The following is a 20,006-nucleotide window of genomic DNA, read 5'->3' on the forward strand; positions in this document are numbered from 1 at the left end:
CTAGCCCGCAGATGATCACCGATTCACGCGCCGAGGCGGCCGATCACCTCGGACATGAGATCGTCTTCGACGTCGTCGAATCCCGGCCCGAATTGGCCGAACCGCAGACCGTTGATCAGCCCGATCACAGCAACCCAGATCGTGATGGTCTCCAAAATCACGTGATCGTCATAGTCGAGACCGAGCTCCGCAAGCCCGTCCCGCAGAGGCTGCAGCGCGGCCTCCATCCCTCGCCGCTCTTTGCCGCCCTGCAAACTCTTCGCCGCCGACCCTCTCGGCTTCGCGTCCCCCTCAGTCGCCGCCTCGGCGTCGTCCCGAATTTCCGCGACCAGTTCCGCGAGCGTCACCATGATTCGAGTCCCCGGCACAACGGTCTCCTCACGCGGAGCCTCATAGTCGGCGATCGGCGTGCCGTAGATCAGCGCCCACCGACTCGGATGTCTCCTCGACCATTCGAGCATCGCCAGGGCCAGCGTCTCGACACTGCGGTGACCGTCCAGCGCCTCATCGACAGCATCGGCGATCTCTGTGAAGGCATCGCGGATGAGGATCGTCAGCAGTTCATCACGACTCTTCACGTACCGGTACACCGCACTGGAGACGACTCCGAGCTCACGAGCGATCGCCCGCAGCGACAGCCCATCAACGCCGTCGTCATCGATCATGCGATTGCCGATGGCAGTGATCTGCGCTTCCGTCTCGATGCGGGCGCGCTGTCGTGGGGTCTCAGTCATGGCTTCACCTTACGTTTCGAGAGCAATGATGACAACAGTGAGCACTGCTCTTGAATTGTCGACGTATGAGGCCTACACTGATTCGAGAGAGCACTGCTCTCGTTTATCGCTCACAGGCATCGGAAGGGATCCGTCATGAAAACAGCACTCGTCATCGGCAATGGTCAGATCGGTTCGGAGATCGCGGCTCAGCTCATCGCATCAGGCACAGATGTCCGCATCGCCACCCGCTCCGGCAGAGGTTCGTCCAGCGCCTCGGGCGGCGCGACCAACACCACCGCCCCATCGGAAACGTTGTCAACGTCTGGCACGACGACAGTCAGCGCTCCAACTCACCTCAAGGCCGACGCGAGTGATCGCGCCCAGCTGGCCGAGGCCGCTCAGCGAGTCGATGCGATCTTCGCCTGCGCACACGCTCCCTATGACAGTCGGAAGTGGGAGCAGGTCCTCCCCCGCCTCGACGCAGCGATCCTCGACACCGCCGCAGACCTCGGCATCCCCGTCGTCTTCCCGGAGTCGGTCTACGCTTTCGCCGGACTCGACTCCCCAATCACCGAAACCTCACCGTTCGCTCCGGTCGACCACAAGGGACGAATCCGGCAGCGACTCATCGAAGCCCGTGACTCTCATCCCGCCACAAGCGCAAGCGTCATCGCCGGGGACCTGCTCGGCAGAACCGCGGAAAAGTGGTCGTCGGTCGTGCGGATGTGCATCACCGAACCCGTTTCCGCCGGGCGCAGGGCCATGGTGCCGGCACGGACTGATGTCCCGCACGGAATCACCGTCATCGCCGACCACGCTGCCGCAATGATCCAGGCGGCAGAGGATCTGAAGGACGTCCCCGCGGGGACGCATCAGCTGCGGATCGCACCGGCATCAAATCCGACACTGGCCGAGATCGCCGACTTCACCGCGGACACTCTTGGGCAGAAGCACAAGCGTCCGCTCTCAGTCCCACGCTGGGCGACCCGTGCCATCGGTGCATTCGAACGCTCCTTCTACGAGCTCAACCAGTTGGCACCGATCTGGTACGAACCCTGCGTCATCGCCTCCAGCGATTTGGCCGAAACAGTCGGAACAACCGACTGGCGCGAAGGCGTACGGCAGATGCTCGCAGGCATAAAGGTCGCGAACGACCTCTGACCGCGGAATTCCGACAGTAATCCGCAGAACTTCATGGTCGTTTGCTGCTTCTGTCACCGATTGGGTTGGGACTCAGCCATGGAAGTCGTCCGGCTCTGCGGGAATGCGCTTCGCCATGAGACAGAACTTGTTGCCGTCCGGATCCGCGAGGACATGCCAGCTTCCGGACGGCACGACATCAGTCTTCGTGGCACCCAAAGCCATAAGTCTTTCGAGTTCGTCCGGCTGGCTGCGGTCAGTCGGACAGAGGTCGAGATGCAGACTGTTGTCCCCAAACGAATCGCTCGAACGCTCGAAGAGAATAGTCGGTGCATTCCACGCCCCGGAGATCGCGACACCGGTTTCGTCTGTGGCCGTCACCTCGTATCCCAGTGCTTCGCACCAGAATCGGCTCAGCCGAGCCGGGTCCGGGGTTTTGACGATAAGATCGCTGATTCGACTCACCATCGGCAATCGAACCTCACAGTCGGATCCCGTTGCCCGGTCCCAGAGGCAGGTCGAAGAGGAACCAGATGCCCAGCAGCACGGCCCAGGCCAACCAGAACGGGATGACGAATGGGAACATCCGAGAGATGACCGTGCCCAGCCCGGCGTTCGGCTCATAACGGCGGACGAGGCCGAGCAGGACGATCATGTACGGATTGAGCGGAGTGATGACCTGAGTGGCCGAGTCTCCGACGCGGAAACCGGCTTGGATGAACGCCGGTTCGTAGCCGAGCAGGGCGAAGAGTGGGACGAATACGGCGGCCATGAGTGTCCACATCGACGACCCGGACACGATGAACAGGTTGAGCACACTGGCCAGGAGCATGAAGCCGATGACCGCGGCGAATCCGGTCAGCCCGATCGCCTCGAGCCCCGACGCCCCTGCGACGGCGATCCACGAACCGATTCCCGTCCAATTGAACAGGGCGATGAACTGGCCGAGGATGAACGCGAGAATGAGGAACGACATCATGTCGATGATCGATTGGCTCATCATCTTCACGAGGTCGTTCATCGACCTCACGGTGTGCACGACGATGCCGTAGACGACGCCCATGAGCATGAAGTAGGCGAAGACGATGAACACGATCGACGACAGCAGCGGGGACTCCGGGAGGAATCCGCCGTCCTCGTTCCGCCAGGGAGACGATGGAAGTAGGAACGCGAAGAGGAAGACTGCGGTGAGGACGAGACCCGAGACGACCGCCCAGATCAGCCCCTTCTTCTCCTCGGGTTCGAGTTCGGCCTTGATCTCGGTGGACGACTCTTCGTCCGAAGATTCAGAGGATCCATCCGATGTCGCCGAGGCATCACCGTAGGGGCTGTCGGGTGCCTGGTATTCGCGCGCCAGACCGCTTCCCGAGCCGTTCGCGTATTCGCGGGGCACTCCCTTGCGCACCATGTTCGGTTCGATCAGCCGGTCGATGATGAATCCGGCGATGACGGCCAGCACGATCGACGAGGCGATATTGAAGTAGTAGTTCGACACCGGGTTGACCGCGGTGTAATCGGTGTTCGGCAGGGTCTCCATCACCGAGGTGGTGATCCCGGCGAACAGAGCGTCGAGGCTCGTAGGGACGATCGAGGTCGAATAGCCGGCACCCGTGGCGGCGAACCCGCCGATGAGCCCGGCCATCGGATGCCGTCCTGCCGCTTTGAACACGAGCGCAGCCAAAGGCGGGATGATGACGAACGCCGAGTCGGCCATGATCGACCCGACCACCCCGACGAAGCCGACGGCATACGGCAGCAGCCACTTCGGGCTCTTGCCGAAGGCGATGCGCACGGCCGCTGCGAGCATTCCCGACTTCTCGGCCACACCGACGGCAAGCAGAATCGGCAGCACCGTCGCCAAGGGCGGGAACCCGATGTAGTTGTCGCCCATCGTCGTGGTCAGCCACGACAGGCCCTCCCCGGTGAACAGTCCCTTGATCGCAACGGTCTCGTCGCCGCCGGGAATGGCCACGGTGACATCGGCCATGGCCATCGCCGTGGAGACGAGGCCGGTGATGATGAAGAGCCCGAGGAACAGTGTGAACGGTTCGGGCAGCTTGTTTCCGATGCGTTCGATCCAGTCCAGCGTGCGCTGGCCGAAACCGACTTTCCCATCTGTCGTCGACATGAGCGGTCCTTCTCTTCGATGGATCAGGTCTGGGTGCGGCGGGACGATCTCAGTCGAAGAAGTGCTCGACGTCGATGGCTCCCCCGTCGCGGGTGAACTCTTCGGTCACCTCGGCGGCGAGAGCATCGTCGACGAGGAAGTCCAGTGCGGTGCACGCAAGACCGTAAGCTGCGTCGAGTGCCGCAATTTCGGCGGCCGGGGTCTGCGCTGCCTCGGCGAATTCACGAGTGTGCAAGGCCACCTCGGCGTCGGCGGTCTTGATCAGCGGATGGATGCCGGGAATCCGGTAGGAGACATTGCCGAAGTCCGTGGACGCAGCGATCGATTCGTCGAGCACTCCGGAGGGAAGCGGTTGGCGACCGCGCGCCTGTTCGTGTTCGGCCCAACGGGCGGTCAGGGTCGAATTCGTGCGCACGGGCAGCGACGGCGGATGTTCGTCCCAGTCGACAGTGACGCCGGTGCCGGTCATGAGCGCGGCGCCCTTCGCCGCCTCCTCGACCCGGTCGGAGAGCTCTTTGAGCGTCTCAGGGAACTTCGAACGGACGTAGCACTGCACGGTGGCGGTTTCGGTGATGATCGACGGTCTCGTTCCGCCGTCGGTGATGACCGCGTGCAGACGGGAGATCGGCGGCATCTGCTGCCGCATCAGGCCAAGTCCCTGATAGAAGAGGTTCGCCGCGTCGAGGGCGTTGCGCCCCATGAACGGCTGCGCCGAGGCGTGGGCGGCGACCCCCGAATACGTGACCTTGAGCAGGCGGCGTCCCAGCCACACCTGGTCGGCGCAGTCGTATCCGTAACCATGGACCATGATGGCCGCGTCGATACCGTCGAAGGCACCGGCCCGGGCCATAACCTCTTTGCCCGAATGACCTTCCTCGGCCGGGGTGCCCAGCAGCACGACGGTGCCCGGCACGGCGTCGGGGTCCTTCTCATACAAGGCGTGGAGGGCAAGAAAGGCACCGATTCCGGCGGTGGCGATGATGTTGTGTCCGCACGCATGCCCGATCTCGGGCAGGGCATCGTATTCGGCGAGGATCGCGATCGTGCGACCGTGGCCGGATCCCGTCGTCGCCCGCAGCGTCGTCTTCACACCGTAGAGGCCGGTCTCGACGTCGACTCCGTGATTCTCCAGCACAGAGGCGATCGCGGCGACCGAATCGAACTCTTCGAACGCGGTCTCGGCGAGGTCATGGACGGTGTGAAGCAGACTCGTGAGGTCGCCTTCCGCAACGTCGAGGCCTGCGGCGATGCCGGACCGGCTCGTCTCGGGGGCGCCAGTGAAGTCAGAGGTCCACTCGGCGGCCTGCTCGGCACGATCCCGAGTCTGCCGAGCCATCTCGTCGAGGTAGCTGTCGTCCGGTGCGGTCGAGTGGCCGAGGTCACGGATTTCGCTCATGGGTCACAAGCATAGGTGCCCTGCCGATCTGACACGCCCGGAACGGTCAGACTTCGACGAGACGAATGGCCAGGGAGTCGATCTTCGCGACGAGGTCCTCGTCACCGGCGACGGTTTCCTGGAACCGGCGCACTTCCTCCGGCGGCACCTCGGACTCGACACCGAGCGTGATGCCAAGCTCCGGCCCACCGAGGTGGACGCTGTTGCTGCCGGGGCTCACGCCAATCCGAGCCAGCCACGGGAAGGACTCGGCGATGGCACGCAGACGCTGGGCCACCTCGGCGTCGGCCCAGGACGGAGTCCAGGGCTGGGACTGCACGAACGCGAACATGGCGGGGCGGCGCAGCAGGAATGAGGACTCGGCTCCGGGGTCGAGGACGACGAGCTGGGACTCGGCCTCGATCGCCCCGAGGACGAGCCGTTCGGACTCGATCGGCACGGGTCTGGCATCGGAATGCCACGCCGTCAGCGGTGGGATTCCGGAGAATCCGGGTGTGCACTCGCGGCCGTCCTCGGCTTGGAGGCGGACCATCGCCATCTCCGAGGAGTTGTCGGCCATGAGCCCGTTCTCTCCGACCTCCTGATCGAGAACCATCGGCACGATCGGGGCATAGAGCCTGGCCCCGGACAGGGCCCTGACGACCTGCTGGTGTGCGGCCGGATCGAGGGGTGTCTGAGCGACCTGGGTCAGGGCCTCCAACAGGGCCGCATCCGCCAGCCCGGTATCACCGGAGAAGGGGTTGGGTTTGAGATCCCGGCCCTCCCACGCCTGACCGGCGGAATCCGTCGGGGCGGGGGCCTCGCCTGCCTGGGCTTTAGACGCGACGGACCGGGGCTCGTCCGGCTCATGCGGCCGGTCCGGATCGTGCGAGTGCGTGCTCACAGACTCACCGTCCTGCGACGTCGAGGGCTTCTTCCAGAGTGAACTTGCCGGCGTAGAGTGCCTTGCCCACGATCGCCGAGTCGACGCCGAAGGGCACGAGCTCACGGAGGGCACGCAGATCGTCGAGGCTCGAGACTCCGCCGGAGGCGACGATCGGAGAGTCCGTCTTCTGCGCGAGATCCTTGAGCAGGTCGACATTGGGGCCCTGCAGGGTGCCGTCCTTGCGCACATCGGTGACGACGTAGCGGGAGCAGCCGGCGGCTTCGAGGGTGGCGAGGACTTCGTACAGGTCGCCGCCGTCCTTCGTCCAGCCGCGGGCGGCCAGGGTGGTTCCGCGCACGTCGAGGCCGATGGCGACCTGGTCGCCGAAGCGCGAGATCATCTCGGCCGTCCACTCGGGGTTCTCCAGGGCGGCGGTGCCGATGTTGACGCGCTCGGCTCCCGTGTCGAGTGCGCGTTCGAGGCTTTCGGTGTCACGGATGCCACCGGAGAGTTCGACCTTGATCCCCACGGCCTTGACGACCTGGTTGAGCAGATCCGAGTTCGATCCGCGTCCGAACGCGGCATCGAGGTCGACGAGGTGGATCCATTCGGCACCACGGCTCTCGAAGTCCTGAGCGGCGTCGATGGGTGAACCGTAGTCGGTTTCGGTTCCGGCTTCGCCCTGGACGAGGCGGACGGCCTTGCCGTCGGCGACGTCGACGGCGGGGAGGAGGACCAGCTTGTTCGAACTGTCTGTCATTGTGACCTTTCTGCCAGGGTGCCACGGGGTTTGAGGCAACCATAGTCGGTGTGCTCGGTCAGGAGCTGAGTGAGTCTGTGGGGTTGGTGCCGGAGCTGTCGGTGCTGCCCGAACCGCTGCCCGGGCTGCTGTCGGCGGCGAACGAGGCGAGCCAGTTGCGCAGGAGCCTGGCGCCCGCCTCGGCGGATTTCTCGGGATGGAACTGTGCTGCCCAGGTGGTTCCGTCTTCGACAGCGGCGATGAAGTCATTGCCGTGGCGGGCGGTCGTGACCGTCGCGTTCGCCGGCGGCTCGGTCGCGGCGTAGGAGTGGACGAAGTAGAAGCGTTCGTCTCCGATGCCGGCGAACATGGCCGAGTCTGCGGGAGCGTTGACCTTCGACCATCCCATATGCGGGATGACCGGTGCTTCGAGGCCGGTGACGGCTCCGGGCCACAGACCGATGCCCTCGGTCTTGACTCCGTGTTCGACGCCGCGGGCGAAGAACACTTGGAGGCCGACGCAGATGCCGAGCAGCGGTCGCCCCTGTTCGTGGCGGTCCCGGATGAGGTCGACTCCCCCGACGTTCTCCAGTCCGGCCATGACTGCCGAAAACGCGCCGACGCCGGGGACCAGCAGTCCGTCGGAGTCGTTGATGACATCGTGATCGGCCGTGAGAGTGACCTCGGCGCCGGCTGCGGCGACCGCACGCACGGCGGAGCGGACGTTTCCGGCACCGTAGTCGAGGACGGCCACAGTCGTCATCGCTTCGCCCCCTTGCTCAGCACCGACCAGATCCTCCACAGGGAGAACCCGAGGACGATGGCACCGAGTGCGGCGACGACCCAGGCGATGGTGTTCCCACCCAGGGCCAGGGCGATGCCGAAGGCCATGACGAGTCCGGCGAGGACGGCGGCGATGATCCACAGCAGTGCCGTGCGTGCCATGGCGGCCCGACCCGGGCTCATCGTGGCCGCACTGGCCTGCAGCTTCGTCATCGACGACGTCGGGATACTGCCTTCGACATCCTCTGCGGCAACGGTTTCGAGCAGCAGACCTTCGAGCACATCGGGCAGGTTCTTCAGCGCCAGCCCGGCCGGCACATCGGATTCGCGGGCACCGTGACGGAAGTGGCCGGCGTCGATCTGCTCTTCGCTGCGCACGAGGAGGAGGACCTCGTGTTTGCCCGCGAGCTTCGAGATCGCCGCGGCCGCCTCGTTGCCGGCTTTGACATCCGTGTCGGCGAGCACGATTCCGCTGAACTCGCCGATCGGCACGATGGTGCCGGAGATGTTCGACAGCACGCAGGCGGCGGCCAACTGCTGGGCGACCCCGAACGGGGTCACGATGACGGTCGTGCTCACAGAACTCCCTTGGTGCTGGGAACGGAATCGCTGCGCGGATCGGTTTCGACGGCCTCGCGCAGCGCGCGGGCGAAGGCCTTGAACTCGGCTTCGACGATGTGGTGCGGGTCGCGACCGCGCACCAGGTCGAGGTGGACGGTCAGGCCGCCGTTGAAGGCGATCGATTCCAGCGAGTGGGAGGTCATCGAACCGGTGAAGTGACCGCCAATGAGGTGGTACTGCTGGCCTTCGGGCTCGCCTTCGTGGACGAAGTAGGGGCGACCGGAGACGTCGACGACGCACTGGGCCAGGGCCTCGTCCAGCGGCACGGCGGCGAAACCGTAGCGGCGGATGCCGACCTTGTCGCCGAGCGCTTCGCGCAGGGTCTGACCGAGCACGATCGAGGTGTCTTCGACGGTGTGGTGGACATCGATGTGCGTGTCACCGGTCGCGGTGATGTCGAGGTCGATCATCGAGTGCTTCGACAGGGCGGTGAGCATATGGTCGAAGAACGGCACGCTCGTCGAGATGTTCGAAGTGCCGGTGCCGTCGAGGTTGACGGACACGGACACCGTGGACTCGGACGTGGTGCGTGAGTTCTGGGCCTGCCTCATGGAGTGCCTTTCGTCGGGGCGGCTGATGACGGGGTCGGAGACTGCGGACGGTCCGCGAGGATGTCCGGTGATTCGGCGAGGATGTCGTCGATGGCGGTCAGGAACGCTTCGGTCTCTGCCTCGGTGCCGGCGTTGACACGGGCGTGGCCGGTGATGCCGATATCGCGGATGAGGACTCCGCGGTCGAGGAGCTTCTGCCACAGCTCGGCCGGTGAGGCGATGTTGCCGAAGAGCACGAAGTTCGAATCGCTGTCGTGGACGGTGAAGCCCGCCTCGGCGAGGTGAGCGGCCATCCGATTGCGCGAGTCGATAAGACGGTCGACATTGCCCAGCAGCAGTTCGGCATGTTCGAGTGCCGTGCAGGCCAGCACCTGGGTGACCTCGGACAGGTGGTAGGGCAGACGGACGAGGCGGAGGACGTCGATGAGTTCGGGGGCGGCGATGGCGTAGCCCAAGCGCAGTCCGGCACAGGCGAAGGCCTTGCTCATGGTGCGCGAGACGACGAGGCGGGGCCGGCCCTCAAGCAGAGTCATGGCCGAGGACTTGGCGGGGCGGGAGAATTCCGCATACGCCTCGTCGACGATGACTATCCCTGCGCAGTTGTCGTAGGCGGCTTCGATGACGTCGAGGCCGATCGAGGTGCCGGTCGGATTGTTCGGCGTGCACAGGAATACGATGTCCGGATTCGCACGAGCCACCTCGGCGGCGACCGTCTCGGCATCGAGAGTGAAGTCGTCCTTGCGTTCGACGTGCTGCCATTCGGCACCCGTGCCCGTGGTGATGAGCGGGTGCATCGAATACGAGGGGGTGAAGCCGATGACTGTGCGGCCCGGGCCACCGAAGGCCTGGACGATATGGCTGAGCACTTCGTTCGAACCATTGGCTGCCCAGATCATGGAGGGGTCGAGGTCGACGGAGTCACCGGCGCGTTCGTTCACACCGTCCAGATAGGTGACGAGGTGTTCGCGCAGTGCGGTGAATTCGCGATCGGGATATCGATTGAGTCCGGCGAAATGATCGTCGACGGCTGCGCGCATGCTGTCGACTACGACATCCGGAAGCGGATAGGCGTTCTCGTTGACGTTGAGCTGGACCGGCACATTGAGGTGCGGCGCCCCGTACGGCTTGAGGCCGACGAGGTCTGAACGCACTGGCAGAGAGTCGATGTTTCCCACGGCGATCATTCTACCGAGAGGCCCCCGCCGCCCGGGCGGCGGGTCGGGCATCGAGATACGCCGGTCGGCTCACCCGATCGAACGGGTCAGCGCGCTGCCGGTCGGGCCGGCGCCCTGCCGGTCGAGCCGGGTCCGGCCTCAGCGGACGGGGACGTCGAGGGTCTGTCCGGGGTGAACCGTCGGGGTGTCCAGGTGGTTGATCTCGACGATATCGGCAACGACATCGCGGGTGTCGCGGTCGATGCCGAGATTCGAAGCCACGGTCCACAGCGATTCGCCCTCACCGACGACGACTGCCTCGGCGTCGATGCCGATGCTCTCCGTCTCCGATTCGGCGACGGCAGCGGCCGAGAACGACTGGGTGGCGAGGAGGACCGCCCCGCCGATGACGACGAGAGCGACGAGCAGGGTCCGGAGAAGGCGCACAGCCTGGCGTCCACGAGGGGTCAGGTGCAGCTCGGTGTTCTGTGCAGACATCGCATTACCTCTTTCATTCGTACGATTCCACCAGTAATCGGTAGAACGTCTGTTCTATTCAACATGCCAATCGAACAAATGTCCAGTCCAACTCGAACATCTATGCGACAATGAGAGGGAACCAGCGTTGTTGATTGATCTGTCAGAACCATCTCAGTCGGCACTGACACGAGAATTTCCGAAGCGGAGATCACGGCGTTCAGCGGCAGGGAATAGAACGAAGGGGAACGAGCAATGGTTCAGAACAAACGAGGCAGAGGCAGGCCTCGCAACGAAGATGTTGCCAGCGAGATCGCTGCCGCTCGCACCGATGACGACGTCGTCCAGATCCCTGAGGGATCATCCGGTGAGGGCGACTTCCGCCTCACTCCCCGTCAGCGTCTCGTGCTCGAGACCATCGAACGCGCGGTCGTGACCAACGGCTACCCGCCGAGCATGCGCGAGATCGGCAAGGCCGCCGGGCTGGCCTCCCTCTCGAGCGTCGCCCACCAGCTCTCCCAGCTCGAACGCCTCGGCTATGTCCGCCGCGACCCGAAGCGCCCACGTGCCATCGAAGTGGTCAATCCGTTCGAAGAGGAAGAGGCCGAGCGCGCGAAGTACGAGGAGCTGGCCAACAACACCGTGCAGGTGCCGGTCGTCGGACGCATCGCCGCCGGTGGGCCGATCCTGGCCGAACAGGAAGTCGACGATGTCTTCTCCCTGCCGACCCAGGTCGTCGGCTCCGGTGAGATGTTCCTGCTCAAGGTCGTCGGCGATTCGATGATCGAAGCCGCCATCTGCCACGACGACTGGGTGGTCGTGCGCAAGCAGCACACCGCTGACAACGGTCAGATCGTCGCCGCCCTCCTCGACGGCGAGGCCACGGTGAAGACCCTCAAGCGCAAGGCCGGTCAGCAGTGGCTGATGCCGCAGAACGAGAACTACGAACCCATCGACGGCACCTACGCGCAGATCATGGGCCTCGTCGTCGCCGTCATCCGCCGCCTCTGACCCTCTGTCGTCTCTCCGCTGCCGAAACGCAAAGGCCCGCGACCGATTCGGTCGCGGGCCTTTGCGTCATCCTTCGTCGGTTTCGGCCAGCCTCGCCAGGCTCTTGCGAACGAGACCGGAGTTCGTCGTCGGCCACATCCTCGGCATCGAATTGACGAGGAACCCGGCATACCGGGCCGAGCGCAGCCGCGAGTCGAGCACGGCCACCACTCCCCTGTCCTTGGTCGACCGGATGAGGCGTCCGGCGCCCTGAGCCAGACGCAGGGCGGCATGCGTGGCCGACACCGCCATGAATCCGTTGACTCCCCGCTGGTCGGCATCGCGTGCCCGCGCCTGCATGAGCGGGTCGTCCGGACGTGGGAACGGCAGACGATCGATGATGACCAGACGGTTCGTCCGTCCCGGCACATCGACCCCCTGCCACAGTGACATGGTTCCGAACAGGCAGGTCTGGTCGTCGGCCGTGAACTGAGAGACCAGCGCCGGCAGGCCGTCATCGCCTTGGAGCAGGATCGGGAAATCGAACTTCTTCCGCAGGTGTTCGGCCGCCGCGTTTGCGGCCGCCCGGGAGGAGAACAGGCCCAGTGCCCCGCCGTTCGAGGATTCGACGAGTTCCTCGAGTTCGGTCAGCGCTTCCTCGCTCAGTCCGCTGCGTCCGGGCTTGGGCAGGTGGGAGGCGACATAGAGGATTCCCTGTTTGCCGTAGTCGAAGGGTGATCCGACATCGAGGCTGTCCCATTTCGGGGCGTCGGGTCCGAAGAGTCCCAACGAGGCGGCCACCGCGTCGAAGTTCCCACCGAGGGACAGGGTCGCCGAGGTGGCCACGACCGTGGATTCTTCGAAGATGCCGTTGCGCATGGTGCCGGCCACGCTCAAGGGCGCGACGACGAGATTCGTCGTCTCTTTCTCCCGGAAGGTCGAGCGCGACAGCCAGATGACGTCGTTCTTGCCCGGATCGCAGAAGCGTTCGGCGAGTTCGAAGATCTCCTGGCAGCGTGCCTTGGCCATCTGCCGGCCGGCATCGGCGTCCTCGGTCTTGCCGCCGATGTCGTTGATGATCTGGCGGGCGGAGTCGCGGATCTGTGCCAGGGCCAGTCCGAGCGCCTCGCTCATGTGGAGGATGAGTCCCTCGGGCACCGAGGCCTGCGCACGTTCGAGAGCCGCCGCGGCGGAGTCGAGCAGTGACACGACTCCGTCCTGGACGGTGGTGTGTTTGCGTACCGAGCTCGTCGCGGCCGAGAGCATACTCGTGTTGATCTGCCCGGACAGGGCGCTGGTCACCCGGTCCTTGAGTTCGTGGGCCTCGTCGATGATGATGACATCGTGCTCGGGCAGCACGTTCGATTCCCCGAAGGCGTCGATGGCCAGCAGGGCATGGTTCGTCACGACGATATCGGCTTCGGCGGCTTTGTTCCGGGCGATTTCGGCGAAGCATTCGGTGAACAGCGGACAGTTCGAACCGAGGCAGTCGAAGGCGTTGACGGACACCTGTGACCAGGCACGATCGCTGACGCCGGGCAGGAGGTCGTCCCGGTCGCCGGTGTCGGTGGTCTTCTCCCAGGTGCGGATCCGCTGGATCTCCTCCCCCAGACCGGAGCGTTCGGTGGGTTTGCGTCCCGCCTCGGCGTCGGCACCGAGGTCGAAGAGCATGCCCTCGCCCTCGTCGGGGTACCCGCCGGCGAGCTTGTGCTTGCACACATAGTTTCGGCGGCCTTTGAGCAGTGCCGCCCGGGGCAGCGGATCGAGGTCCTTCTTCACGGCCTTGAACAGCCGGGGCAGGTCGCGGTGGATGATCTGCGTCTGCAGGGCCAGGGTCGCCGTTGATACGACGACCTTCCCGCCGGTGCGGGTGACGTACTCGGCTGCAGGCACCAGGTAGGCCAGCGATTTGCCGGTGCCTGTTCCCGCCTGCACGAGCAGATGGATTCCCTTGTCCAGCGACGAGGCGACCGCCTGCGCCATCTCCTGCTGACCCTCGCGTGGCGATCCGCCGATGGCGCCGACGGCGGATTCGAGGAGGGTGTCGACAGTCTTCACTCGTCGATGACCAGGTCCGGACGTTGGAATTCGCGCAGTTCGTCGACGAGCTCGGTCGGCACCTTGGCCTGCAGGCTGGTGCCCTCCGTGCCGTGCGATTCGTGTTCGACCGTACCGAGGGCGTAGATCTTCGACACGAGGTCACCGCGTTCATAGGGAATGAGCACGGTCATGTCGATGTCCGGGACGGGAAGGCGGTCCTCGATGGCCTCGATGAGGTCGTCGATCCCTTCCTTCGACACGGCAGAGACGAACTGGGCGTCGGGATACTCCGCGCGCAGGCCGGTGGTCACGGCCTCCTCGGCGATATCTGCCTTGTTGAACACGAGGAGTTCGGGGATGTCTCCGGTCTCGACGTCCCCCAGGACGTCGCGCACGGCTTGGATCTGTCCGTGCGGATCCGGGTGGGAGGCGTCGACGACGTGGAGGAGCAGATCCGAACCGGCGGCTTCCTCCAGGGTCGAGCGGAAGGCCTCGACGAGCTGATGGGGCAGGTTGCGGACGAACCCGACGGTGTCCGTGTAGGTGAAGACGAGGCCGTCGGCGGTCTTGGCCTGCCGGACGGTCGGGTCGAGGGTGGCGAACAGGGCGTTCTGCACCATCACCTCGGCGTCGGTGAGCAGGTTGAGCAGGGAGGACTTGCCCGCGTTCGTGTAGCCGACGATCGCGACTGAGGGCACGTGGTGGCGGGCGCGGTTCTTCCGCTTCGTCTCCCGCGAGGGCGCCATGGCGTTGATCTCGCGGCGCAGCTTCGACATGCGCGTACGGATGCGGCGACGATCGAGTTCGATCTTCGTCTCACCGGGTCCGCGGGAGCCGATTCCGGCACCGCCGGCGACACGGCCGCCGGCCTGACGGGACAGCGACTCACCCCAACCGCGCAGTCGCGGCAGCAGGTATTCGAGTTGCGCGAGTTCGACTTGGGCCTTGCCTTCGCGGGATTTCGCGTGCTGGGCGAAGATGTCGAGGATGAGCGCGACGCGGTCGACGACCTTGACCTTGATGACGTCCTCGAGTCCGCGCCTCTGGCTGGGGGCGAGTTCGGAGTCGATGATCACGGTGTCGGCGCCGACAGAGGCGACGACCTCGGCGAGTTCGGCGGCCTTGCCCTTGCCGAGGTAGGTGCCTGGGTCCGGCTTGTCGCGACGCTGGATGAGTGCGTCGAGGACTTCGGATCCGGCGGTTTCGGCGAGTGCGGCGAGTTCGCGGATCGAGTTCTCGGCTTCGGCCTGGGTGGTGTTCCAGATGCCGGCGAGGACGACGCGTTCGAGGCGGACCTGACGGTATTCGACCTCGGTGATGTCTTCGAGCTCGGTGGAGAGTCCGGCGACGCGGGTGAGGGCGGCGCGCTCGGCGAGGTCGAACTGGTCATCGCCCGGGGTGGTGTCGTGATCGTCGAGGGCTTGGGCGCCTCGGGAGAGCACACGGTCGAGCATCGCGTTGCGACGCTCCTTGTCTTCAGACGTCATTCATTCCTTTGTTCTCTGCCGCCCGCACGGGACTTCTCGTGCGGACGTCGTCATGCTTGCCACCGGTCGCGGCGATTCGCACCGACGGTGGTGTCCATCAATTCTCCCACAGCCGTCTAGACTGAAACGGTGTCAGAGCACTATTTCACCGAATCGCCGAGCAGCGAGGCCAAGTCGCGGGTACTCGACCTCGATCTGGCCGGCCGCGCCGTCACCGTCGAAACCGTATCCGGCACGTTCTCGCCCACTCGCCTCGACCTCGGCACGGCTGTGCTGCTGCGGCATCTGCCTCAGCCGCCGGCCGGCGATATCCTCGATCTCGGGTGCGGTTGGGGTCCGATCGCCCTGCACACGGCCTTGGATGCCCAGGAGGCCGAGGTGGATGTGCGAGTATGGGCACTCGACGTCAACTCCCGGTCCCTGGAGACCACCGCGGCGAATGCGCGCAGGCTCGGCCTCGATACGATCAACACCGTCACCGCCGCGGATGTTCCCGCTGACCTGCAGTTCGCAGCGATCCGGTCGAATCCGCCGATCCGCATCGGCAAGGAAGCGCTGCACGAACTCTTGGAGACCTGGCTGCCGCGTCTGGCGCCGGGCGGCCGCGCCGATCTCGTCGTATCGAAGAACCTCGGCGCCGATTCTCTGCAGAAGTGGATCGCCGGGATGCTTGGTGACGGGTTCGAGGTCGTGCGCACGGGATCGTCGAAGGGTTTCCGCGTGCTCACGGTCGAGCGCGACTGAGTTCAGCCGATCGTGCCGCTGGCGACGAGGACGGCTGGGCCGGCGAGGCTGACGCGTCCGCTCGTGCCCTCGGCGTTGGGTTCGATCTCGATACGCAGCTGACCGCCGGGCACGTCGACTCTCCACTGCAGAGGCGACTTCTCACCGGCCCAGTGGTGGGCTGCGATCGCTGCCGCGCAGGCTCCGGTTCCGCAGGAGCGGGTCTCACCGACGCCGCGTTCGAACACGCGCATGCGCAGGGCGCCTTCTCCCCCGGCCACATCGGATCGGGCCGGTTCCATGACGATGTATTCCACATTGGATCCCTGCGCCGGGACGGGGTCGAGGACGGGTGCATCGCGCAGTTCGGCTGCGGCGAGTTCGGCGTTCTCGGCCAGGGCGACGACGGTGTGCGGGTTGCCGGTGGATACGCGCAGTCCGGGACGGGCGACGTCGATGCCGCCGGTGGTCACGAGTACGCTGCTCGCGGGGTCGAGTGACCATTCGCCCATGTCGATGGTGTACCAGGCGTCGCTGGCGGATCCGGGTCCGGCTGTACCGGTGTCGACGACGTCGTCTCCGGTTTGGACGCCGAGGGCGGGATTGAGGGTGGTGCGCACGGCTTTGATGCCGTCACGGGTGCCGACGAGGATCTCGCGGGCATCGGCGGGGACGCGACCGCTGGTCAGGAGTGCGTGGGCGAAGACGCGAACTCCGTTGCCGCACATCTCGGAGAGGCTGCCGTCGTTGTTGTAGTAGTCCATGAACCATTCGGCACCGGCGTCGGCCTGTTCGGCGGCTCCGGGGATGCCGCTGGCTGCGGAGCGGACGATGCGGATGATGCCGTCGGCGCCGAGTCCGGCCCGTCGATCGGCCAGGGTGGCGACGATTTCGGGATGCATCTCCAGTGTGCTGTCGTCGTCGGAGAGCAGAACGAAGTCGTTCTGGGTGCCGTGCCCCTTGACGAAGCTGACATCGGTCCAAGCGGCGAACGGGGTATCCGGAGTGCTCATGGCTCCATCCTATCTGTGAGCGTCCAGTCGGGTCTTCAGTGCCCGTTCAGGACGTCGAGTGCAGCCGCTATGCCGTCAGTGATCGCGCAGCGCATCAAGTGCGGCCGCCAGATTCTGTTCGGCGTCGGCGGCGCTGCCGTCGATCCAGCGGATGCGCGGGTCGCGGCGGAACCAGGTGTCCTGTCGGCGTGCGAACTGCCGGGTGCGGATCGTCGTCTCTTCCTTCGCCTCGGCGGCGGTGAGCTCTCCTGCCAGATGGCGTTGGATCTGTGCGTATCCGATGGCACGTGATGCTGTCTTGCCTTCGGCCAGCCCAACGTCGAGCAGACGCGTCACTTCGTCGACCCATCCGTGCTCCCACATGAGGTCGACGCGGGTGGCGATGCGCTCGTGCAGAATGGCCCGGTCCATGCTCAAGCCCAGGTGGATGGTCGGTTCGATCTCCTGGTAGTCCGGCAGTTGGGCGCTGAAGGGACGTCCCGTGAGTTCGATGACTTCGAGCGCTCGTGCGATACGTCGTTGGTCGTTGACGGTGATCTTCTCGGCCGCTTTCGGGTCGAGTTCGCGCAGCTTCTGATGCAGCGCCCACCGGTTTGTTGCGACCTCGGCCTCGAGGCGAGCACGCACCTCGGAGTCGGTGCCGGGAAACTCCATATGATCGACCGCGGCACGAACGTAGAGCCCGGACCCGCCGACGAGGATCGGCCGCAGACCGCGCCCCCGGATGTCCGCAATCGCTGCCCGCGCACGTGCCTGAAAGTCCTGCACGTTCGCCTCTTCGGTGACGTCGAGGATATCGATGAGGTGATGCGGAATCCCCCGACGCTCATCGATCGGCAGCTTCGCCGTGCCGATGTCCATCCCTCGGTAGAACTGCATCGAATCCGTGTTGACGATCTCCCCGCCGAGGCGGTCGGCCAGATCCAGCGCCAGATCCGATTTCCCGGTGGCGGTGGCTCCGACGACGGTGATGATCGGCGAAGTGTCCTCAGCCATCGGCGATCACTCCCAGAGTCCGGTGCCGCAGAGTGTCCGGACTTCGTGGACACGTTCGTCGATGACCGGTTCCAGAGTCGAGACTCGCGCGCCCTGGTCAACGGCGTGGCGGAAGCCTGCAGCCAGCACACTGAGGTTGGCGGCCATGGCCTCTGCTTGGTCGCAGAGGTCGAGCAGTCTTTCGGTGTCGATCGACGTCCCGGAGGTGAGTGTCTCGCTGACGGCACAGTCGAATTCCGAGGCACCGTCGATCGGGGCCAGGGGTGCGTCCTCTGTTGCGGCTCCGGACAGGTCGATCGGCAGCAGAAGGTTCTCGCTCGATCCGAGCGGTCCGATGTCGACGCCGGCGGCGTGAGCGTGAAGGATCGCGACGATGACGGCGGGGTCGGCCGCCTCGGCGAGTCTGCGTTCATCCGTCGTCAGGGTGTCAACGGTTTCGACCCAGTCGGACCCGGACAGCAGCCGACCGGTGCGAGTATCGACGCCGTGATCGATTCCCCAGCCGCCGAGTCCGGCCACGGGTGGCAGGGTCTCGATGGGCAGGGCCCAATCGGTCCGCGTCCGCACGGTATCGCGGATGGCAGTCCGCAGCTCGGCCATTCGCGCCGTCTCGCTGCGGTCGATGTTCTCGAGCAGCACGGGGGCTGCCGGGATGATGGCGAAGGCGCCCATCTCAGCCGCGGGGGCGGATCGTCGGCATGCCGAGGTTCGTTGCACCGGCGGCACCCTGTCCGGGGCTCGGTGCGCCGCAGCTGTCGGCCTGAGCCCGGTCGTAGGCGTCACCGGCTCGGGACGGGCGTACGGAGAATCCGGAGTCGGCGAGGAGGAAGTAGGGTTTCGCCTCGGTGACGGTGGCAGTGACGAAATCACCGGGCCGCGGCATCTGAGCGCCTTCGGGGATTCCGACGTGGACGAGGCGGTTGTCGGCGGCGCGACCGCTCAGTCGTGGGGAATCGTCATGGGGCAGCTTGGTCACGAGCACCTCGACCTCACGGCCGATCTGGGCTTTGTTCTCGTCCCAGGCGATCTCATCCTGGAGCGCGGTGAGGCGTTCGAACCGCTCCTGCACGACGTCCTTCGGGACCTGGTTGTCCATCGTAGCCGCCGGTGTGCCGGGGCGGATGGAGTACTGGAAGGTGAAGGCCTGGGAGAAGCGGGCGCGGCGGACGATGTCCATCGTCCCCTGGAAGTCCTCTTCGGTCTCTCCGGGGAAGCCGACGATGATGTCGGTGGTGATGGCAGCGTGCGGGATGCGTTCGCGCACGGTGTCGAGGATGTTCATGAACCGTTTGGTCCGGTAGGACCGCCGCATTGATTTGAGGATCGTGTCCGAACCGGACTGCAGCGGCATGTGTAGCTGCGGCATGACGGTCGGGGTCTCGGCCATGGCGTCGATGACGTCGTCGGAGAAGGCGGCCGGGTGCGGGCTGGTGAAGCGGACCCGTTCGATTCCGTCGACGTTGCCGACGGCGCGCAGCAGTTTTGCGAATGCGCCTTTGTCGCGGAATTCGGCTCCGTAGGAGTTGACGTTCTGGCCGAGCAGGGTGACTTCGACGACTCCGTCGGCGACGAGGGCTTCGACCTCGGCGAGGATGTCGCCGGGGCGGCGGTCCTTCTCTTTGCCGCGCAGGCTGGGCACGATGCAGAAGGTGCAGGTGTTGTTGCAGCCGACCGAGATCGATACCCATCCGGAGTGCTGGGATTCGCGGCGGCTGGGCAGGGTGGAGGGGAAGACGTCGAGGCTTTCGAGGATCTCGACCTGGGCTTCCTCGTTGTGGCGGGCGCGTTCGAGCAGCGCCGGCAGGGATCCCATGTTGTGGGTGCCGAAGACCACGTCGACCCAGGGGGCCTTCTTCACGATCGTGTCCCGGTCTTTCTGTGCCATGCATCCGCCGACGGCGATCTGAAGGCCGGGGTGGTTCTCTTTGACCTTCGCGAGCTGGCCGAGGTTGCCGTAGAGGCGGTTGTCGGCGTTTTCGCGGACGGCGCAGGTGTTGAAGACGACGACGTCGGCCTGGTCGTCGGTGTTCGCCTGAACGTAGCCGGCATCGTCGAGCAGTCCGGACAGACGCTCGGAGTCATGCACGTTCATCTGACATCCGTAGGTCTTGACCTCGTAGCTGCGAGGGGTGGTTCCGGATGTCGTCGGGGATTCAATCAGTTCAGTCATGGCGCACCCATTCTAGC

General features: G+C 65.3%; 20 protein-coding genes. 3 read left to right on the top strand and 17 right to left on the bottom strand.

Translation table 11 applies throughout. The annotated features are described in order from the left end of the window. Window positions 1-23 precede the first annotated feature (23 nt). Window positions 24-734, bottom strand: a complete 711-nt coding sequence (locus tag AC239G_RS11885; protein WP_487488952.1) for a TetR/AcrR family transcriptional regulator — start codon at window positions 732-734, stop codon at window positions 24-26. A 135-nt stretch (window positions 735-869) separates the two neighbouring features. Between AC239G_RS11885 and AC239G_RS11890 the strand changes: the two genes are divergently transcribed. Further along, on the top strand, window positions 870-1,877 hold the full coding sequence (locus tag AC239G_RS11890; RefSeq protein WP_487488953.1) for an NmrA family NAD(P)-binding protein: 1,008 nt from the start codon (window positions 870-872) through the stop codon (window positions 1,875-1,877). A 72-nt stretch (window positions 1,878-1,949) separates the two neighbouring features. Here AC239G_RS11890 and AC239G_RS11895 read toward each other — a convergent pair whose 3' ends face one another. From AC239G_RS11895 to AC239G_RS11940, 10 genes are all read right to left on the bottom strand, one after another. After that, window positions 1,950-2,324 (bottom strand): VOC family protein, encoded by a 375-nt coding sequence (locus AC239G_RS11895; RefSeq protein ID WP_487488954.1) that lies wholly within the window; start codon window positions 2,322-2,324, stop codon window positions 1,950-1,952. A 13-nt stretch (window positions 2,325-2,337) separates the two neighbouring features. Beyond that, entirely contained in the window at window positions 2,338-3,984 is a 1,647-nt protein-coding gene (locus AC239G_RS11900; RefSeq protein WP_487488955.1) for an AbgT family transporter, read from the bottom strand. A 49-nt stretch (window positions 3,985-4,033) separates the two neighbouring features. Next, window positions 4,034-5,380, bottom strand: a complete 1,347-nt coding sequence (locus tag AC239G_RS11905) for a M20 family metallopeptidase (protein WP_487488956.1) — start codon at window positions 5,378-5,380, stop codon at window positions 4,034-4,036. A gap of 46 nt (window positions 5,381-5,426) precedes the next feature. Next, on the bottom strand, window positions 5,427-6,263 hold the full coding sequence (locus AC239G_RS11910; RefSeq protein WP_487488957.1) for an SseB family protein: 837 nt from the start codon (window positions 6,261-6,263) through the stop codon (window positions 5,427-5,429). Window positions 6,264-6,267: 4 nt separating this feature from the next. After that, the gene (gene priA / locus AC239G_RS11915; protein ID WP_139470134.1) at window positions 6,268-7,005 is read right to left on the bottom strand and encodes a bifunctional 1-(5-phosphoribosyl)-5-((5-phosphoribosylamino)methylideneamino)imidazole-4-carboxamide isomerase/phosphoribosylanthranilate isomerase PriA; all 738 of its coding nucleotides are present in this window, start codon (window positions 7,003-7,005) and stop codon (window positions 6,268-6,270) included. A 58-nt stretch (window positions 7,006-7,063) separates the two neighbouring features. Next, complete coding sequence (gene hisH, locus AC239G_RS11920) at window positions 7,064-7,747, bottom strand: imidazole glycerol phosphate synthase subunit HisH (protein ID WP_487488958.1); 684 nt, start codon at window positions 7,745-7,747, stop codon at window positions 7,064-7,066. After that, window positions 7,744-8,346, bottom strand: a complete 603-nt coding sequence (locus AC239G_RS11925; RefSeq protein WP_487488959.1) for a hypothetical protein — start codon at window positions 8,344-8,346, stop codon at window positions 7,744-7,746. The genes hisH and AC239G_RS11925 overlap by 4 nt, the downstream gene beginning before the upstream one ends. Next, a complete protein-coding gene (hisB, locus tag AC239G_RS11930) occupies window positions 8,343-8,939 on the bottom strand; it encodes an imidazoleglycerol-phosphate dehydratase HisB (protein WP_172174436.1) in 597 nt (198 codons plus the stop codon). Before hisB ends, AC239G_RS11925 begins: the two co-directional genes overlap by 4 nt. Continuing rightward, window positions 8,936-10,114: a histidinol-phosphate transaminase gene (locus tag AC239G_RS11935; RefSeq protein ID WP_258041695.1), complete on the bottom strand. Its 1,179-nt coding sequence runs from the start codon at window positions 10,112-10,114 to the stop codon at window positions 8,936-8,938. The genes hisB and AC239G_RS11935 overlap by 4 nt, the downstream gene beginning before the upstream one ends. 138 nt (window positions 10,115-10,252) lie before the next feature. After that, complete coding sequence (locus AC239G_RS11940; RefSeq protein ID WP_101546893.1) at window positions 10,253-10,591, bottom strand: LysM peptidoglycan-binding domain-containing protein; 339 nt, start codon at window positions 10,589-10,591, stop codon at window positions 10,253-10,255. Between the two features lie 234 nt (window positions 10,592-10,825). On the opposite strand from AC239G_RS11940, the gene lexA reads away from it, so the two are divergent. Next, window positions 10,826-11,581 (top strand): transcriptional repressor LexA, encoded by a 756-nt coding sequence (gene lexA, locus AC239G_RS11945; protein ID WP_092012603.1) that lies wholly within the window; start codon window positions 10,826-10,828, stop codon window positions 11,579-11,581. 66 nt (window positions 11,582-11,647) lie between these two features. Here lexA and AC239G_RS11950 read toward each other — a convergent pair whose 3' ends face one another. Beyond that, window positions 11,648-13,618, bottom strand: coding sequence for an ATP-dependent DNA helicase (locus AC239G_RS11950; protein WP_172174430.1), 1,971 nt, complete (start codon window positions 13,616-13,618; stop codon window positions 11,648-11,650). Then, window positions 13,615-15,087 carry a GTPase HflX gene (hflX, locus tag AC239G_RS11955; RefSeq protein ID WP_434590301.1) on the bottom strand — a complete coding sequence of 491 codons (1,473 nt, stop codon included), beginning with the start codon at window positions 15,085-15,087 and terminating at the stop codon, window positions 13,615-13,617. The genes AC239G_RS11950 and hflX overlap by 4 nt, the downstream gene beginning before the upstream one ends. Before the next feature lie 129 nt (window positions 15,088-15,216). Between hflX and AC239G_RS11960 the strand changes: the two genes are divergently transcribed. Continuing rightward, window positions 15,217-15,831: a class I SAM-dependent methyltransferase gene (locus AC239G_RS11960; RefSeq protein WP_434590303.1), complete on the top strand. Its 615-nt coding sequence runs from the start codon at window positions 15,217-15,219 to the stop codon at window positions 15,829-15,831. 2 nt (window positions 15,832-15,833) lie between these two features. On the opposite strand, the gene dapF is transcribed toward AC239G_RS11960, so the two are convergent. The 4 genes from dapF to miaB all read right to left on the bottom strand — a co-directional run bounded on the left by dapF (window position 15,834) and on the right by miaB (window position 19,989). Continuing rightward, window positions 15,834-16,823, bottom strand: a complete 990-nt coding sequence (dapF, locus tag AC239G_RS11965) for a diaminopimelate epimerase (protein WP_482400454.1) — start codon at window positions 16,821-16,823, stop codon at window positions 15,834-15,836. 75 nt (window positions 16,824-16,898) lie between these two features. Beyond that, window positions 16,899-17,819 carry a tRNA (adenosine(37)-N6)-dimethylallyltransferase MiaA gene (gene miaA / locus AC239G_RS11970; protein WP_482400455.1) on the bottom strand — a complete coding sequence of 307 codons (921 nt, stop codon included), beginning with the start codon at window positions 17,817-17,819 and terminating at the stop codon, window positions 16,899-16,901. A 6-nt stretch (window positions 17,820-17,825) separates the two neighbouring features. Further along, complete coding sequence (locus tag AC239G_RS11975; protein ID WP_482400456.1) at window positions 17,826-18,536, bottom strand: hypothetical protein; 711 nt, start codon at window positions 18,534-18,536, stop codon at window positions 17,826-17,828. Then, window positions 18,493-19,989, bottom strand: coding sequence for a tRNA (N6-isopentenyl adenosine(37)-C2)-methylthiotransferase MiaB (gene miaB, locus AC239G_RS11980; RefSeq protein WP_482400457.1), 1,497 nt, complete (start codon window positions 19,987-19,989; stop codon window positions 18,493-18,495). Before miaB ends, AC239G_RS11975 begins: the two co-directional genes overlap by 44 nt. Window positions 19,990-20,006: the final 17 nt, after the last annotated feature.

The organism is Brevibacterium sp. Lmc1, assembly GCF_057654315.1.

Bases quoted from the DNA above. Each gene is read 5' to 3' on its own strand.
- AC239G_RS11885 (WP_487488952.1), bottom strand. From the start codon at position 734: ATGACTGAGACCCCACGACAGCGCGCCCGCATCGAGACGGAAGCGCAG.
- AC239G_RS11890 (WP_487488953.1), top strand. From the start codon at position 870: ATGAAAACAGCACTCGTCATCGGCAATGGTCAGATCGGTTCGGAGATC.
- AC239G_RS11895 (WP_487488954.1), bottom strand. From the start codon at position 2,324: ATGGTGAGTCGAATCAGCGATCTTATCGTCAAAACCCCGGACCCGGCT.
- AC239G_RS11900 (WP_487488955.1), bottom strand. From the start codon at position 3,984: ATGTCGACGACAGATGGGAAAGTCGGTTTCGGCCAGCGCACGCTGGAC.
- AC239G_RS11905 (WP_487488956.1), bottom strand. From the start codon at position 5,380: ATGAGCGAAATCCGTGACCTCGGCCACTCGACCGCACCGGACGACAGC.
- priA (WP_139470134.1), bottom strand. From the start codon at position 7,005: ATGACAGACAGTTCGAACAAGCTGGTCCTCCTCCCCGCCGTCGACGTC.
- hisH (WP_487488958.1), bottom strand. From the start codon at position 7,747: ATGACGACTGTGGCCGTCCTCGACTACGGTGCCGGAAACGTCCGCTCC.
- hisB (WP_172174436.1), bottom strand. From the start codon at position 8,939: ATGAGGCAGGCCCAGAACTCACGCACCACGTCCGAGTCCACGGTGTCC.
- AC239G_RS11940 (WP_101546893.1), bottom strand. From the start codon at position 10,591: ATGTCTGCACAGAACACCGAGCTGCACCTGACCCCTCGTGGACGCCAG.
- lexA (WP_092012603.1), top strand. From the start codon at position 10,826: ATGGTTCAGAACAAACGAGGCAGAGGCAGGCCTCGCAACGAAGATGTT.
- hflX (WP_434590301.1), bottom strand. From the start codon at position 15,087: ATGACGTCTGAAGACAAGGAGCGTCGCAACGCGATGCTCGACCGTGTG.
- dapF (WP_482400454.1), bottom strand. From the start codon at position 16,823: ATGAGCACTCCGGATACCCCGTTCGCCGCTTGGACCGATGTCAGCTTC.
- miaA (WP_482400455.1), bottom strand. From the start codon at position 17,819: ATGGCTGAGGACACTTCGCCGATCATCACCGTCGTCGGAGCCACCGCC.
- miaB (WP_482400457.1), bottom strand. From the start codon at position 19,989: ATGACTGAACTGATTGAATCCCCGACGACATCCGGAACCACCCCTCGC.